Raw genomic sequence first — 16,104 nt, forward strand, 5'->3', positions numbered from 1 at the left:
CCGACTATCAGTGGTGTCGGGACGAAAACGAGAAGCATGGTCATTGTAAGTGGATTAGAAACCTCGCTACCTAAATGATCTGATCAACAGATTTCGATTGCTGACTTTATCATTTGGTGAACTTGCGGCAGGTCCGACGCCCCAGTGTCACTTCTTTGCAGAGCCCGTCGATGTATCGCAGAGAGTTTATCTACCACCGGGCAGAACAGTGTTCGTAGGATGGCCCACAGGGACACAAAAGAACATTGCGTTCCATGAATGGTCGGAATTCGAGAATCCGGCTGGGGAGACCCTGACAGACTATTCGCCGCACCTTGTTTGCCAAGTCCGCTGCACTCGCTGGTCTGTGTAGACTTCACCTAGCTGTCACGACCGCGCGCATAAATGTCCTCATAGCGAATAATGTCGTCTTCACCGAGATAAGTTCCGGTCTGCACTTCGATCAAAGTCAGTGGTACTTTGCCGGGGTTCTCCAGGCGATGGATCGCTCCAAGGGGAATGTAGACGGATGCGTTTTCACCAATGAGCTGCACGTTTTCGTCAACGGTAACCTTGGCGGTGCCTTCCACGACGATCCAGTGCTCAGAGCGGTGGTGATGACTTTGTAGCGACAGGGCTGCGCCGGGATTGACTGTGATGCGCTTTACCTGAAACCGTGGGCCAACAACGAGACTTTCGAACCAACCCCAAGGGCGGTAATCACGGGGAAGGGTTTCGGCCTGTGCCACGGATTTGCGTTTGAGGGTGGCGACAGCCTCTTTGACCTCTTGCGCGCGGTCTTTACGGGCGACCAGCACTGCGTCGGGCATTGCGACCGCGATGATATCTTGCAGGCCTATCCCGACAAGCTCTTGCGCATCGTCTGTTGCTTGCAACAGTGTTCCGGCGCAGTCGAGCGCGGTCGAAGGGCCGGACGTGACCGTGCCGCTGTGATCCGCTTCTGCCTCGCGCCAGACGGCCTGCCAGTCGCCAAGATCGGACCATGCGCCAGCGTAGGGGACGACGCTGAGGTTGCTGGCCCGTTCCATCACCGCGTAGTCGATCGAGATATCGGGCAGTGTTTCCCACGCCTCGGGCCCCAGCCGTATAAAGGCGAGGTCGCGCTCGGCAGCGGCGAAGGCGGCTTGCGTGGCCTCAAGCACCTCGGGCGCATGTTGGGCGAATGCGTCGAGAATGGTGGTTGTGGTGAAGAGGAAGATCCCTGCATTCCACAGGTGCATGCCTCCTGCAAGCAAAGCCTCGGCCTTGGCAGGGTCCGGTTTTTCGACAAAGCTCTTGAGCGGCTGCGCAATTGAAGCGAAGTCGTCTGTCGCCTGCGATAGCTCGAGCCAACCATAGCCCGTCTCGGCGCGGTCAGGGCGAATGCCAAAGGTCACGAGTTGTCCATCTCGCGCAGCAGAGGTTGCGGCGTGCACCGCCGCGCGGAAGCGAGCGCCGTCAGGGATCACATGATCAGATGGGGCGACCAGCATGAGAGAACCGGGCGCGCGCGCCTCAAGTGCGATTGCAGCTGCACAGATCGCTGCAGCAGTGTTCTTGGCCGCTGGTTCAATCAGGATATCGGCGGGCGCCATGTCGAGTGCCGCAAGCTGCTCGATTACGATGAAACGGAAATCCGAGGCTGTCACTATCATGGGGGCCGCGAAACCAGCCCCTGACAAACGGCGGGCAGAGGCCTGATAGAGGCTCTCGTCGCCTGTCAGTTTGACGAATTGCTTGGGGTAGGACTTGCGCGAGAGTGGCCAGAGGCGGGTTCCAGAGCCACCACAGAGAAGAACCGGATGAATGTCTTGCGTCATAGGTCCAATCCTTCAGCAGCGCAGGTCAGTTTGGTTATCCAGAAACCACGTATAGGTGGAGCGTAGGCCCTCATCGAGACTGATCGTTGCCTCCCATCCCATCGCCTTCAGGCGTGAGACATCCATCAGCTTGCGCGGTGTGCCGTCGGGTTTGTCGGGGTCAGTCGTGATGCGCCCTTCAAATCCCGTGATTTCTGCAACCTGTTGAGCAAGTTCAAGGATAGAGATATCCGTGCCGGTGCCCACGTTAATGTGGCTTAGCATGGGGTCGGTGTTGGCGTCGTAGACTTCCTTGGGCAGGTCCATCACAAAGAGCGAGGCGGCGGCCATATCGTCCACATGCAGGAACTCTCGGCGTGGCGTGCCGGTGCCCCAGATCACGACTTCGCCAAGCTCGTCTCGTGCGGCTTCATGGAAGCGGCGGATCAGGGCAGGCAGGACGTGGCTGTTTTCAGGGTGGAAATTGTCGCCGGGTCCGTAGAGGTTCGTCGGCATCACGCTGCGATAGTCGACCCCGTGCTGCCGGTTGTAGCTTTCGCAAAGCTTGATGCCAGTGATTTTGGCGATGGCGTAGGGTTCGTTGGTGGGTTCCAGCACACCGGTCAACAGCGCATCCTCGCGCATGGGCTGCGGGACAGCTCGCGGATAGATGCAAGATGATCCAAGTTGCAGGAGGCGTGTGACGCCGGCTGCAAAGGCCTGATGGATGACATTCGCCTCGATCATCAGGTTGTCGTAGATGAAATCAGCCGGATAGTTGTTGTTAGCAAGGATCCCGCCCACGCGGGCCGCGGCGAGGATCACCACATCAGGGCGTTCTGCTTGCATGAAGGTGCGGACGGCAGCCTGATCAGTGAGGTCCAGGTCTGCATGGCTGCGCGCGATGATCTCGATGCCGTCACGTGCCTGCAACTGGCGCAGGATTGCGCCGCCGACCATACCCCGATGACCTGCCACATAGACCTTCATCGCGCTCACCCGTTCTCGACCGAGACCGGAATATCGTGCCCATGTGCCTTCAGCAGTGCATGGCGTTCGGCCACGCGCAGGTCTTCGGCGACCATCTCGGCGCACATCTCGCGGGCAGTAATCTCCGGTTCCCATCCAAGACGCTCCTTGGCCTTGCTCGGATCACCCAGCAGGGTCTCCACCTCGGCAGGGCGAAAATAGCGGGGGTCGATGCGGACTATGACGTCGCCAACCTTGAGCGCAGGCGCCTTGTCGCCGGTGATTGCAGCGACGGTGGCGATCTCGTCCGCGCCGCTCCCCGTGAACTCCAGTGTGATCCCCAGTTCAGCGGCAGACCATGTGATGAAATCTCGCACCGAGAACTGCTGTCCCGTGGCGATCACGAAATCCTCAGCAGCATCCTGTTGCAGCATCATCCACTGCATGCGTACATAATCCTTGGCATGGCCCCAGTCGCGCAGCGCATCGATGTTGCCCATGTAAAGGCAATCTTCGAGCCCTTGCGCGATATTGGCCAGACCACGGGTGATCTTGCGGGTCACAAAGGTCTCGCCACGGCGCGGGCTCTCGTGATTAAAGAGGATGCCGTTGCAGGCATACATCCCGTAGGCCTCGCGATAGTTGACCGTGATCCAGTAGGAATAGAGCTTGGCCACCGCATAGGGCGAGCGCGGATAGAAGGGCGTGGTCTCGCGCTGCGGGGTCTCCTGCACCAATCCGTAAAGTTCCGAGGTCGAGGCCTGATAAAATCGGGTTGTCTTCTCCAGCCCCAGAAAGCGGATCGCCTCGAGCAGGCGCAGGGTGCCCATGGCATCAACGTCGGCGGTATACTCGGGACTCTCAAAGCTGACCGCGACATGGCTCTGCGCACCGAGGTTGTAGACTTCGTCGGGCTGGGTTTCTTGAATGATCCGGGTGAGGTTGGAGGTGTCGGTCAGATCGCCGTAATGGAGATGCAGTTGCGGATTGGCGGCGTGTGGATCTTGATAAATATGATCAATCCGTTGGGTGTTAAAAGATGATGCGCGGCGTTTGACACCGTGCACCACGTATCCCTTGTTCAACAAAAACTCGGCGAGGTAAGAGCCGTCCTGGCCAGTGATGCCGGTGATGAGAGCTGTTTTTGTCATTCGGTTGGGGGCTTTCGCAATTTGAACTGTTCAATTTTTCTCAGGTTCTTGAGTGCCAACGCGGGGATACCCCCGACACCGTTTCGCCTCAAGGCGAAGTAATCTTCCCTGCTCTTTTTAATGATACGACCAAGAGACCTATTGCTCTCACCGCCAGTCCGCATCCTAACCATCACAATCGGAATGTAGGCTGGCTTCAGGTTGTGAATCCATAACCACCTCAGCATCGCATCATAATCTGCTGCGATCTGAAACGATGTGTCATAGCTGCCAAATTTCTCCAGCAGAGATCGACGAATATAGAAGGTTGGGTGAGGCGGCATCCAGCCAGAGCGGATGTTGTTTCGATCATAGAAGCCCGCCTTCCAGTGTCGAACGACGCGCGTCGGATCATTCTCTGAAACGTACTGGAGATCGCCATACACACAATCAACCATTGGGTCAGAAAATGCTGCTGCAACGTGAGAAAGCACATCCCTTCGAGCGAAAGTATCATCCGAATGTAACAGCCCGACGATATCACCTGTTGCGCGCTTCAGCCCTCTATTGATGGCATCGTAAATTCCATTGTCGGGCTCGCTCACTAGGTGGGTCCGTAAACCAGATACCTCTGAAATGATATCAAGCGTACCATCCGAAGATCCGCCATCCTGCACCAGGTGTTCAACGTGACTATAGTCCTGCGACCCGACTGAATTCAGTGTGTCTTCGATAGTTAAGGCACGATTGAAAACCGCAGTAACAACTGAGATTGTGAGTGGATTATTCATCGAAGAATTTTTCTTTCAGCGGTGCTCTGGTAGAACACTCCATATTGAAGTGCAGCGCATTTGCCCATGGACACGAGCTTTAAAACTTCGTGGCTCCGAAGGGGTAGCGGAGAACCACTTTCGCCAACTGCCTTTTGATTTGTGATGCCGAAAAAACTACAGACAGAATAAGAACGTCCTTCAAACCAAGATACGATTTGTATTTCCAAAGTAGCGCAAACCGTCTGGGGTGATGGCTGGTCAAGCGTTCGCGCCCGTCAGATGGACGCATGAAGACCTTAGCTTTTGTAGAAAAGCGAATCTTTGCACCGGAAAGAATGACCCTAATGCCCAAATCTCTGTCTTCTGAGACGACTAGGTCTTTGTCAAAACCCCCAACAGTCCAGAATAGATCTTTACAAATGACAAAGTTTTGGCCGCTCGCACCGACATTCCTGCGTAACAGCCCCTTAACCGTAAAGTTTTCTGATGATGGCTGGGCAAGACATATCGGTGTTTCTGGTCCCATCTGAAAGATACTCGAATAGACACATTTGGCATTCTCTTGAGCAAGTCGCTCCAGACAATCCGAAATGAAATTACTGGACCAAACGTCGTCATCGTCCAAGAAGGCGATAAACCGCCCTTTTGAAAAGGCGGCACCAAAATTTCGGGCGATGGATGCACCTACACGAGGAGCAATGCGGAAATACAAAACCTCTTTAGGTAAACCTTCGACGTCTGCAGCGACCGTTCCATTGTCGACAATAATCACTTCAGTCGGTGGGCAAGACTGACCTAGCACAGAGTGAACCGCTTCGAGAAGCATCGAGTGAGGCCTATCGCAAGTTGGAATGATGACTGAAACCGGCGATTTTTTGGCTGAGGTAAGTTCAGTCATTCAGAAGATCCCAAACGATTCAGAGGTTTTCATTAAGAAACGCTAGCGATTTGCTTCGCAATTCTTCTAGGTCTGCAGCGGAGATCGGTCGTCGATCAAGACCCTCGATGTCAAAATTGGCATCTGAAACTTTCACAAACCGCTCGGACATATTGAGTTCGGCAAGGAGGCTTTCAAAGCGCGAAGATCCGCGACCAGGGTTGTCTAGAACCAAAAATGGTTTCTGAAAAATAGTGGCAAAGATTGCGCCGTGATATGAGTCTGTCACAACAAAGCGTGCTTGTCGAAAGCCATTGAGCCATTGTTCGACCGGAGGGAGGGGATCGCTTTCACTGCCACCAGTTTGGGAAGCCGTGCTTTCGGCCTTTCCCCTGAAGTTAATGGCCTTCAATTGAAAATAATCTGCAACCTGCTGCACCATGCCCAACTTGTGAGAATTCTTGTTGAGTAAATAGGCGTATATGTATTCAGAAGATTGCAAACTTTCTGTCTTTGCGCACAAATCCTCGTAGTATTCTCTGGTAAGCAGCAGTGTCGGATCAAGGACCTTGCTTGCCGCGACATCAAGATGTTCACTGCATAATTCAATCCCTGACGCTTCCCGCACACTAATTGCGTCAATCCGTTTTGCCAGACCTTGGCATCGCTTTGTTTGCTCAGGCGTAAATTCCCATTTGTCGACTCCAAAGGACGCAGCATATGCAATCCTTTTGGTGGTTTTCGCGTCACTCTTCTCCAAAAAGTCTAGAAAGAAGTTATATATGTTCGGAGAATAAGCAGGTCGCCAAACCTGGTCGCTTCCGACAACCACTGCTTCAAAGCCACCGGCAAAGAAATAGCTCATGAGGCTTTTGTCGTCATAAATGGCTGGAGAGATATTAAGCTTCGTGTCGATAAATTCTCGGGTGTTGGTTGAGACGATCTCGATATGCTTTTCCAGAAAAACTGGTTGCTTTGACCCACGTAGGAATTTTCTCCCAAGGCGAAGTCCAAGACGCAATAGTGACATCAGAGCACCGCGACGCGCGGCGCGACGGTCTATTGTTTCGACGATGTGTCCCTTCTCTCTCAGCACAGTTTGCAATGCCCAAGCTTGCATTATTCCACCGTAGTTATGGCCTAGCGGCTGAGTGAGTATTGCTATTTTCATCATCTTGCCCTGTCACTTTGTAGAACACCGGTTTCCTATGTCAGCAGCTGGAGTCAATTCAAAGTCGACAAGCCTACTATATGCTTCGTGCTTTTCCCCTTTAGCTCTGCAACATCTCAAGGTTTTCTTCATGTGACCTGCTAGCGCCAACGATCTCCTTGTAGAGCTCAAGGTACTTCATCCCGATCACCTGCGGAGAAAGCTCCCTTACACAAAATGAAACTGCCGCCCGTGAAGCTTCGCAGTAGTTCGACATGATGCGCACAGTCGCATCTGCAATTTCTGTTTCTGCTTTACCATCAAAATCAATGAGCGCTCCGAATTCATCTTCAACGTAGCTATCCATCCCCGTCTCTGACTGTGCAATGACCGGCACCCCATTCGCCAATGCTTCGGTCAGAGTATTCGGTGAATTGTCCAGCTTGGAGGGGCACAACAGAATATCAAAGGAGCGATAGACTTGACGCAGATCTTTCTGAGCGAAGGGTGGGTGAGTGTGGACGATGATCCCAGACGGGAACCTTGGTATGTCATTGCTTCCTTTACCATAAATGTGAAGTTCAACCTCGGAAAAGCGCGCTCCGATAGCTGCCAAGGCTGAAGGAAGTGATGCAAGATTCTTTCGTGGATCATTTACAGGATTAGCGATGAAACCGAAGCGGACTTTGTCTTTCTCAAAGCGTCGGGTTTCTTCTTCTGCTGCGATATCGACAGCATTTCTAATTACCTTTATGCGGTCGACACGACTTCGTTCACATAACCACTGCGATGGCGCTACCAGTAAGTCAGGCTTTGCTTTGCCATCGTAAAGTGTTTTGCGCATTAGATAGTTCGCAAAATTGCTGCTGGCCTCCATGTTGAGACCATAGTGCTTTGCTCCATGATACGGCCAAAAATCACTCATACGATGGACGACTGGGCAGCTCACAGCATTTAGATCTTCAAAGCCTATTGTATTGCCAGAAACATCGCAAAGCTGAATGAGGTCTGGCTGGTATTGCTTCTCAAGCTGAAGAAGACTGAAGACCGGTGGGCCGATGCGGAGACAATGAACATCTGTCCCAAAAAAAGATCGCTCACAAATACGTTCTATGAGGCGTAGCAATCTAATTGGGCGGTAGGCCTGCGTTCGGTACGCATCTAAGGCAACTACTTCTATGCCAGCTGAACTAAGTGCGCGCATTAGATTCCGAGCACCTGTGGCGGCGCCACCTTTTTCCAACGACTTTGCAACTAGCAGCACTCTCATGCCAGTTGTCTCAACCTGATACGTCTCAAGATAGCTACGATGAAATACACTGCAGCGAAAACGTAAATGAGACGCGTTCCGGTCCTCAAATTGTACTGCAATTGAATAAGAAACGGGAATGCAAAGAATGAAAAACACAAAATAGCTTCAAATATATCGCGCCTCGTCGATAAATATTTTCGTGCAAGAAGAAAGCCGAACGACGAAAGAAAAACTGCCCCGATGTAAAGAAATGGACCCATGTAGGAGATCGCATATCCAAAACCTGGGTAAGGGATGTTCGCCCGAAATCGGTGAGTGGAGTTAAATTCAGCAGTGAGATCATACAAAACAGATGGTACCGGAATGATCGAGTAGTAGAACCATTTTGCTTCCGCTGCGACCGTTTCCAAGAGCTCGCCATTGAGGACAAATGAGAGATTGAAGATATAGTTAGTCCCATACAACACCATATGGGAAACGGCGGAAAAGTCTGAAAAAAAGGCGGCTTGGAAGACCGGGAGAATGCCGCCGCTATTGACGATACGAAGATAGAGGATTGCTCCGAGCAGCCAAAATGCCAGCAAGCCTATTGCGATTGGTACCCAAGAGCGGTGCCGACGCAAGACCAGCATCTCGACCGCAGCAAAAACAATAAGCATGACAATTGCTGACCGGCTGCCAACCGCGAGAAATGATGTTGTAACTACGAACAAGCACAAAAACTTAAATCCGTTCCGCCTGATAAAAGGCGTCAAAACGGCAGATAGAAATAGCAAGAGATCCGCAAACCGCATCCAGTGGTTCGAGGCACTAATGTAAATGAATGCTGGCCGCTCCCAAAGATCGCTATTCGGCACCGCCAGAAAAACAAAGAACGCCGGAGAAATACAAAAAAGGAATCCGGTAATTCCGATATCGAGCTTCCGGAAATAATTGACGTCGACCGCAACATAGCTGCGATTATCAAGCAGATCGACAAAACGCATAGCCGCCAGAACCGCAAAGAAGTGAAAGCATATCATCGTCAGGACAAAGCCGTAGACATCGAGCATATTTCTCGAAAAATAGTCGAATGGCATATCTTCCCCAAAAGAGAAGACAAGAATACTCAACACAAAGTAGCCGCAGTAAATAAGTGGAACGCACAATACTGCCAATTCCAGCAAACGGCGACCACTCCACGCAAGCAATGCAAACATCCCAAGCAGAAGGTAACTGGAGACTGCTACAAATAGACTTGTCGTCATTTGACAGGACAATCTTGCAGTAGCCAAAGATCCAGGTCTGGCAGGTCGACATCCATATAAGACATTAGGCCTCCCGACCTCGTTCTATTTCTCTGCAATTCAATTACACCAAACTGAAGCACAATTTGTAGCTTCCGAAGAATGTTCCTGCGTCAATGGTGAAATACTTGCAGAAAGCCGCCAGCATCAAAGCAACCGCCGTTACTCGTGCCTGATGATTTTTCGGGCAAGTTTAATGCTCTTGGCACCCAAGGCGGCTTTGGCGGCCGTTTTGAATTGGCCATGAACGTCCACTGCCAAATTCTTTACCGTCTGAAGCGCCTTGCTTTCGTCTTCTGCATCAACGAAAGCTTCTACAATCTGCGGGCTTTCCGATGCCTTTGATGAAAAGAAAGCCTTGAGCGCTTCTGCTGCCTCTTCCTTTGAAGACGCAGATGAGTATCTGAAACCGAGGGCTTCTGCATACGCCCTTACCAAGTTTCGTGATTGATTTCCGAAGTGCCCACTCGCGGCGACATATTTTTCAGCATCGTGCTTATACTTTGAACCTGCGTGGCCATATTGTGTGAACTCGGTTCCCTGACCATTGTTTACGAGAAGAATTCGGATGTTGGGTCCAATGTGGCGGCTACCCAAGGCATTCATGTCATAGAAGAAGGCCAAGTCCCCCGTGACAAGATAGAATAGCCTCTCGCGATCAGCCATTGATGCTCCAATGAGAGACGACAGACAACCGTCAATCCCGAAGCCGCCGACGTTAGAAGCCGCTGATACTCCGGTCGGGACATCGAAGAAATTCCACGCCCGCAAACTGTTGAGGATGCTAAAGTGAACCACAGAACCCTGGGGGATTTGTGAGGCAAACTTCGACGCGAGCCATAAATTGGAGAAAGGCAGATCTGGGACTTTAGAGCGCACTCTATTCAACACTTCTTCGCAGCTGGCAAAGTACTCCATCGGACTGCTTTCCTTGTGCGAGTAACCTTCAAAGAAAGCCTTCTCCGGCATCTCGAAAATATGCCGAAGCTTGCGATAGGTATCTCGGAGCTCTCCATCAGGACTGACGCGCCAGACCTCTGAGCCCGTTAAGGCAGGGGTATAATAATCGCCCGAGACCTCACCGATGTGGATACTAATGTCAGGTTTTATGCTCGTTTTTCGCAGCCTTTCCTGAGCGCCGACCAAGGCCATAGGCAAACGATACTTTCCGGTGTATGAGCTGGTGTGATCGCAAAAAACTGCGGCATTGTTTGTTTCGCAGAACCTTTCGACTGCTGCTGTTTCGTCGGCTGTCCATTTCTTGTGCGACCCAACAAATATTGCAATGCGTCCGGCAATCGTTGGAAGTGTGTCGCCAGGAGTCCATCGATCCATTTTTCTGAACACGGGAAGCGTTTTTGTTTCATAGTCTTGGCTATAAACGGTCGGCAAATTGATATGTGCCGGACCACCGCCATGGCGGCGCAGTTCAAGGATTGCTTTGTTAACTTTGATCTCACATTCCCAAATATCATCAGAGTCCTTAACGACAGGCAGATGCACGCTGACCTTCGCCACGTCATTCGGGATTGAAGATCTATCGACTACTTGTGCCACATTTTGGCCAACTCGCGCATGGATTTGCGTCGATGTAATCGCGAGAACTGGCAATTTCCGGTAAAATGCCTCCGTCAGGCCAGGCATATAGTTACGAGACGCCGTTGCTCCTGTGCAGCTTAGTGCGACCGGTTCTCCGAGCTGTTCGGCCATTCCACATGCCATGTATGCTGCGGAGCGCTCATCAACGGCTGAGAAGATCTTGAAGAAAGGATCGGTCTGTATGCTGCCAACGAAAGTCAGGTTTGTCGCGCCCGGGGAGGCGATCACGTACCGAACACCGTGTGCCTTCAGCAGAGATATCACAATCTGCGCCTGCTTTTCCGCCGTATATGAGCTCATACTATTTTCATTTGCCTCATAATTTGAACAGGAACGTGGCGAAAAAAGAGATATCGAGATAGTGATGAAAGCGTCTCAAGATCGGTTAGGTCCACGTATTCTCCACTTGCCTTATCCCTCAATGCTTCTGCTCTCCAGTTTATTCTACGAAATCTAGTTTCGCCTGCCAGTTGCTTTTCGAAGGAAGCTCTGAGGTCAACAAGCGGGTCTGCAATTGTGTTCAGATCGAAGAATGGAGCGATCTTGTTCGTCGAGAAACGCCTATCGTAAGCGCGGTCAAACTTTACCTGTTCAGGCTTTGTGTGAAGGCAAAACTCATCAAGGTTTTGTAAGACAACATCACCTGTCCAACGCAGCGTCTCGCGAAGAACCGCTGAGTACGTTTGAAGTATGTCCGCCCATTGTATTCCGATGCCGCTTGTCAGGTTGAAATCATTGCAAATCGCTTCGCTTCGTCCGACCAACGACGCTATCATTCCTGCCACGGTATCGCTGTTGGTCAAAGTCGTCGTCCGATTCATAAGATCTTTACAAAATACAACTTTTCGCCCTCTGACGGCGCGGTATAGCCAGTCTTCTTTTTCCAGCGGGCCCAACTGAAATCGCCCCTTTCCAAAAGTGATGTAGGGCCTGACGATCGTCCAATTTGTACTCGACGATTGGCGAATGTAGTCCTCCTGTCGCGCCTTTGCCAAGCCGTACTCATCGGTGGTCAGATAGTGTGGATCTGTACAAACGTCGAGTAATCGAGGAGAGCATTCATCTAGATCAGTCTGGCTGGCGGCAAATACCCGACATGAGCTAAGAAATACATACTGATCTGTCGCCCTGTAGAGCTGTTCAAATCTCTGCAGGAATTTTGGTGTCGTGTACGCCATAAAATCAATGATTGCGTCCCAGCGTGTGGACAAGAGGCTGCTTAAGAACTGGTCGTCCTGCGCGTCTCCCTTCAAGAATTTTACATTTTGGCGATCATTCAACGTTTTCCGGCTTGTCACCCAAATTTCGCTTCCGGCCCTCTCAAGCGAAAGGATCAGCGACGTGCCAATGACACCGGTACCGCCGAGGACGAGCACTTTCATTTGGCGGCTCTTTTGGCCAGGATTGACCTAAGCAAAATCTTCAACTGCGCCCTCTCCCCGCTCGTAAGGCCAAAACAATAGATGAGCGTTGGCGCAGCGCCCAAGATCGCCAAGAGGCCTACAACTGATCCGAGCGATATCGTCGTGAACCCCGCTTCGAAAACGAGGGCAGACGCCGATATGACAATGATGCTTGAGGAAGTAACTACCTTGAAAATAGGCATCAGCGCGCGGTCGAAAAAGGCCCAAACGCTTAGTCCTACCATGCGTGACGCGATAGTGAGCCTTACAAAAAGCATCAAGATGTTCATCAAAATTGCGACGACATAGACAGAGTATGCAGGGAATCCTGTGCTAACAAGCAACCATGACAGCAAGAATATAAGGACCTGTAGGCTACCCAGGACCAATTCGTAGGTCCTAACTTTACCGGCTGCCCTTACAGCCGTCATCAGCGGAAAGCTCGCGGAAACAATCAAGCTTTCGATAAGTGCAAGCCTGGTGAAGAGCAATGCTTCCGGTGGATAGTCGCCAATCCAAATCGAGAGCACAGGGCGCAAAAGCGCAATCAACGGCAATGTGACTATCCACGCCAAGAAAAACGCCGCTTTGCTGCCCATATAAACAAGGGCACGCGTTTGTTCATAGGCTCCTGAAGCGAAAGACTTCGTGATCGGTGGATTGAGTGCCGCGATAAAATTTTGGGAAAATGTCTGTACTTGGGCCTGTATCGTAAACGCTAGCGCACGCGCAGCGACAGTCGTCGGATTGAAAGCTTGGTTGATAAGCAGCGTAATAGCTTGTGTTCGACAAACGGTTGTGAATTGACCAAACAACGTCCACGTCAAGAACCCGAGCATTTCCCGCATGGCTTGGGTGTCACTGCTTAGCCCGCGTAGTTTGCATTCGTCATACTTGAAAACGCAATATATCCACTGCGCGAGCATGACAGAAAGCGTCGCCAGGAAAAAAAAGAACCCGTAAATCACAAGCCCGTCCTGGTTGAAGGCTGAGATAGACAAAGCTGCTCCAAGTCGGAAAAGGGTCGTCAGAAATGCAAAAAACGCAAATGCAAACATGTCCTCATGCGCTAGCATAACTGACGCGTGAAACATTGCGATCGCACCACAAACAGTGCTTAAAACGAAGAACTGGAATAGAGCTTCAACCTCATCCTGTCGACTGAACTCGACAACGAGACCATCTGAAACAAACCAGTTTCCGCCCGTCTGCAAAATAACAAAAATGAACGCGGCGCTCGCCAGTGTCAGAAAAAAGCACGTATCATGGAACCGACGAAGATTTGCGAAGGAATTCTCGCCAATAGCAAATGCCAGATAGCGCTGCGTCAGCATTCCGATGGAGTTCGTGACAAACGACAAAAGAAGCGCGACGCTGAGTACGACATTCATCAAACCGAAGTCGACAATGCCGAGTTCTCTTACAAGAACGCGAATAGTATAGAGTCCGATGATTGCCAGAACAACTTGTCGGACGAAGAGGATGGTCGTGTTCTTCGCTACTCTATTCAAGCCATCAACCGAGATTTTGACTACACCTCTAACGTGGTGGGACCCTAATTGATATCCCCAAATCTTGTGTCTCGGATATTATTGGATTGTTTTAGACAGACCGGCGGCACCAAGAAGGGTCGCGTTGACCGACTTGTTTTTGTTGCTATTCGTATCTGAAAATAAATAATTGAAGACACGACGATTGGCATTGCAGCAAATGAGCGTCTCCATAGTATGACAAGGGCAACGAACGTCTTTGCCAGAGACATACCTTAGTGATGACATAGTTAGAACAAGAATTTTCTATGGAAACTAGTTGAAAGATTCTTAATATTTTAGGAGAGAACATGGCACGCGACACGATTGAAAGCATCGGTCTTTTTGGGCTTCAGGTTGACACTACCACGGGCGAATACGCCATCGTGGAATACAACGGGTCAGGAGAACTCGTCACAGACGGGGTCGATCTGAGTATCACTCGGGCCGGTGTCGGCGCGATCACAGAGACCACATATACAGACAATGTCTCGTACAACTTCCAGGCCACACAGGTGGCGGCTGACGACACGCCTGACGCAACCGGATACAAGGTTCTCTTCCAAGACTCATTCAGCGGTCGCATGATCGTCTGGACCGTGGATGACACAGGTGCCTATGTATCGCAGCAGGAGATCACCAATGATCCGGCCGCCATCCGCGATGCAGAGGTTCTCTTCGATGTCGATGGCCTTGACGATGTCGACGGAATTGGCGCTGAAGTTGGGCCAACAGTCGTCGTCGTTGATGACAACGCCACCGGTGTTGATCTGATCACAACAGATGGCGCATATGGTATCGTTGATGCTGCCAACTCCATTGACCTCGATCTCACGAGGGAAGGTGTCGGCACGATCACAGAGACCACATATACCGACAATGTCTCGTACAACTTCCAGGCCACGCAGGTGGCGGCTGATGACACGCCTGACGCAACCGGATACAAGGTTCTCTTCCAGGACTCATTCAGCGGTCGCATGATCGTCTGGACCGTCGATGACACAGGGGCCTATGTATCACAGCAAGAGATCACCAATGATCCAGCTGCCATCCGCGATGCAGAGGTACTCTTCAATGTCGATGGCCTTGACGATGTACCCGGCATCGGTGCTGAAGTAACTCCGCCAGATCCAACAGTCGTCGTCGTTGATGACAACGCCACCGGTGTTGATCTGATCACAACAGATGGCGCATATGGTATCGTTGATGCTGCCAACTCCATTGACCTCGATCTCACTCGGGAAGGTGTCGGCACGATCACAGACGCCACATATACCGACAATGTCTCGTACAACTTCCAGGCCACACAGGTGGCGGCTGACGACACGCCTGACGCAACCGGATACAAGGTTCTCTTCCAGGACTCATTCACCGGTCGCATGATCGTCTGGACCGTCGATGACACAGGGGCCTATGTATCTCAGCAAGAGATCACCAATGATCCAGCTGCCATCCGCGATGCAGAGGTACTCTTCAATGTCGATGGACTTGACGATGTACCTGGCATCGGTGCCGAAGTTGGGCCAACAGTCGTCGTCGTTGATGACAACGCCACCGGTGTTGATCTGATCACAACAGATGGCGCATATGGTATCGTTGATGCTGCCAACTCCATTGACCTCGATCTCACTCGGGAAGGTGTCGGCACGATCACAGAGACCACATATACCGACAATGTCTCGTACAACTTCCAGGCCACACAGGTGGCGGCTGACGACACGCCTGACGCAACCGGATACAAGGTTCTCTTCCAGGACTCATTCACCGGTCGCATGATCGTCTGGACTGTGGATGAAACAGGTGCCTATGTATCTCAGCAAGAGATCACCAATGATCCAGCTGCCATCCGCGATGCAGAGGTGCTATTTGACAGCGATGTGGATAGCGACAACTTCCAGTTCCTGGAAAACAATGGCGCCGTTGGTTTGAAAATCGATACTCAGACTGATCAATACGTCGTTGAAACTGAGAGCAACGAAATCGCCCTTACGGATACAGGAGACGCACTCATCTTCTCTGAAAGCGGCCCGATTGAAGCAGAAATAGATGATTTCCAGGTACTGCAACTACTCTTTGAAGTTGAAGCTGGATACGAGACTGTTTCGGTCGACTTGCTTTCAGGCGCAGTTGATCAATTGTCAGCTACCGCAATCAGTGAGCTCGATGCAGAGAGCTTGTTTGATGTTGATCTGAACGGCGACGGAACTATCGGGGTCATCGCCTAGTAAGTACTCCAAAGCCTCATGAAATCTATAAAGCGCCCGCATTGCGGGCGCTTTCCTTTTGCGGGTGATTTATCAGCTTTCAGAGACTTTATAGACTTCAAAAATTTTTAGATGCTTTTGTTCCGCCAGCGTT

General features: G+C 51.3%; 12 protein-coding genes. 1 reads left to right on the forward strand and 11 read right to left on the reverse strand.

Annotated features, from left to right (window positions below; genetic code table 11):
• Positions 1-359: 359 nt before the first annotated feature.
• The 11 genes from BM316_RS11480 to BM316_RS11530 all read right to left on the reverse strand — a co-directional run bounded on the left by BM316_RS11480 (position 360) and on the right by BM316_RS11530 (position 13,608).
• Complete coding sequence (locus BM316_RS11480) at positions 360-1,799, reverse strand: mannose-1-phosphate guanylyltransferase/mannose-6-phosphate isomerase (protein ID WP_207493687.1); 1,440 nt, start codon at positions 1,797-1,799, stop codon at positions 360-362.
• A gap of 12 nt (positions 1,800-1,811) precedes the next feature.
• Positions 1,812-2,768: a GDP-L-fucose synthase gene (gene fcl / locus BM316_RS11485; RefSeq protein ID WP_090208531.1), complete on the reverse strand. Its 957-nt coding sequence runs from the start codon at positions 2,766-2,768 to the stop codon at positions 1,812-1,814.
• 5 nt (positions 2,769-2,773) lie between these two features.
• Positions 2,774-3,898, reverse strand: a complete 1,125-nt coding sequence (gmd, locus tag BM316_RS11490; RefSeq protein ID WP_090208533.1) for a GDP-mannose 4,6-dehydratase — start codon at positions 3,896-3,898, stop codon at positions 2,774-2,776.
• Positions 3,895-4,668 carry a glycosyltransferase family 2 protein gene (locus BM316_RS11495; RefSeq protein WP_090208536.1) on the reverse strand — a complete coding sequence of 258 codons (774 nt, stop codon included), beginning with the start codon at positions 4,666-4,668 and terminating at the stop codon, positions 3,895-3,897. The genes gmd and BM316_RS11495 overlap by 4 nt, the downstream gene beginning before the upstream one ends.
• 79 nt (positions 4,669-4,747) lie before the next feature.
• Positions 4,748-5,548, reverse strand: a complete 801-nt coding sequence (locus tag BM316_RS11500; protein ID WP_090208539.1) for a glycosyltransferase family 2 protein — start codon at positions 5,546-5,548, stop codon at positions 4,748-4,750.
• A gap of 19 nt (positions 5,549-5,567) precedes the next feature.
• Positions 5,568-6,701, reverse strand: coding sequence for a polysaccharide pyruvyl transferase family protein (locus tag BM316_RS11505; RefSeq protein WP_090208541.1), 1,134 nt, complete (start codon positions 6,699-6,701; stop codon positions 5,568-5,570).
• Positions 6,702-6,798: 97 nt separating this feature from the next.
• Positions 6,799-7,947, reverse strand: a complete 1,149-nt coding sequence (locus BM316_RS11510; RefSeq protein ID WP_090208544.1) for a glycosyltransferase family 4 protein — start codon at positions 7,945-7,947, stop codon at positions 6,799-6,801.
• A complete protein-coding gene (locus tag BM316_RS11515) occupies positions 7,944-9,128 on the reverse strand; it encodes a hypothetical protein (protein WP_090208547.1) in 1,185 nt (394 codons plus the stop codon). The genes BM316_RS11510 and BM316_RS11515 overlap by 4 nt, the downstream gene beginning before the upstream one ends.
• A 249-nt stretch (positions 9,129-9,377) precedes the next feature.
• Positions 9,378-11,114: a thiamine pyrophosphate-binding protein gene (locus BM316_RS11520; RefSeq protein ID WP_090208549.1), complete on the reverse strand. Its 1,737-nt coding sequence runs from the start codon at positions 11,112-11,114 to the stop codon at positions 9,378-9,380.
• On the reverse strand, positions 11,111-12,196 hold the full coding sequence (locus BM316_RS11525; protein ID WP_090208551.1) for an NAD-dependent epimerase/dehydratase family protein: 1,086 nt from the start codon (positions 12,194-12,196) through the stop codon (positions 11,111-11,113). Before BM316_RS11525 ends, BM316_RS11520 begins: the two co-directional genes overlap by 4 nt.
• Complete coding sequence (locus BM316_RS11530; RefSeq protein ID WP_131802579.1) at positions 12,193-13,608, reverse strand: hypothetical protein; 1,416 nt, start codon at positions 13,606-13,608, stop codon at positions 12,193-12,195. The genes BM316_RS11525 and BM316_RS11530 overlap by 4 nt, the downstream gene beginning before the upstream one ends.
• 449 nt (positions 13,609-14,057) lie before the next feature.
• Between BM316_RS11530 and BM316_RS11535 the strand changes: the two genes are divergently transcribed.
• A complete protein-coding gene (locus BM316_RS11535; RefSeq protein WP_090208557.1) occupies positions 14,058-15,971 on the forward strand; it encodes a hypothetical protein in 1,914 nt (637 codons plus the stop codon).
• The last annotated feature ends 133 nt before the right edge of the window (positions 15,972-16,104 follow it).

The organism is Yoonia litorea, from assembly GCF_900114675.1.
GTDB lineage: Bacteria > Pseudomonadota > Alphaproteobacteria > Rhodobacterales > Rhodobacteraceae > Yoonia > Yoonia litorea.

Coding starts and splice junctions, on each gene's coding strand:
- BM316_RS11480 (WP_207493687.1), bottom strand. CDS start 1,799: ATGACGCAAGACATTCATCCGGTTCTTCTCTGTGGTGGCTCTGGAACC.
- fcl (WP_090208531.1), bottom strand. CDS start 2,768: ATGAAGGTCTATGTGGCAGGTCATCGGGGTATGGTCGGCGGCGCAATC.
- gmd (WP_090208533.1), bottom strand. CDS start 3,898: ATGACAAAAACAGCTCTCATCACCGGCATCACTGGCCAGGACGGCTCT.
- BM316_RS11495 (WP_090208536.1), bottom strand. CDS start 4,668: ATGAATAATCCACTCACAATCTCAGTTGTTACTGCGGTTTTCAATCGT.
- BM316_RS11500 (WP_090208539.1), bottom strand. CDS start 5,548: ATGACTGAACTTACCTCAGCCAAAAAATCGCCGGTTTCAGTCATCATT.
- BM316_RS11505 (WP_090208541.1), bottom strand. CDS start 6,701: ATGATGAAAATAGCAATACTCACTCAGCCGCTAGGCCATAACTACGGT.
- BM316_RS11510 (WP_090208544.1), bottom strand. CDS start 7,947: ATGAGAGTGCTGCTAGTTGCAAAGTCGTTGGAAAAAGGTGGCGCCGCC.
- BM316_RS11515 (WP_090208547.1), bottom strand. CDS start 9,128: ATGTTTGCATTGCTTGCGTGGAGTGGTCGCCGTTTGCTGGAATTGGCA.
- BM316_RS11520 (WP_090208549.1), bottom strand. CDS start 11,114: ATGAGCTCATATACGGCGGAAAAGCAGGCGCAGATTGTGATATCTCTG.
- BM316_RS11525 (WP_090208551.1), bottom strand. CDS start 12,196: ATGAAAGTGCTCGTCCTCGGCGGTACCGGTGTCATTGGCACGTCGCTG.
- BM316_RS11530 (WP_131802579.1), bottom strand. CDS start 13,608: ATGAATGTCGTACTCAGCGTCGCGCTTCTTTTGTCGTTTGTCACGAAC.
- BM316_RS11535 (WP_090208557.1), top strand. CDS start 14,058: ATGGCACGCGACACGATTGAAAGCATCGGTCTTTTTGGGCTTCAGGTT.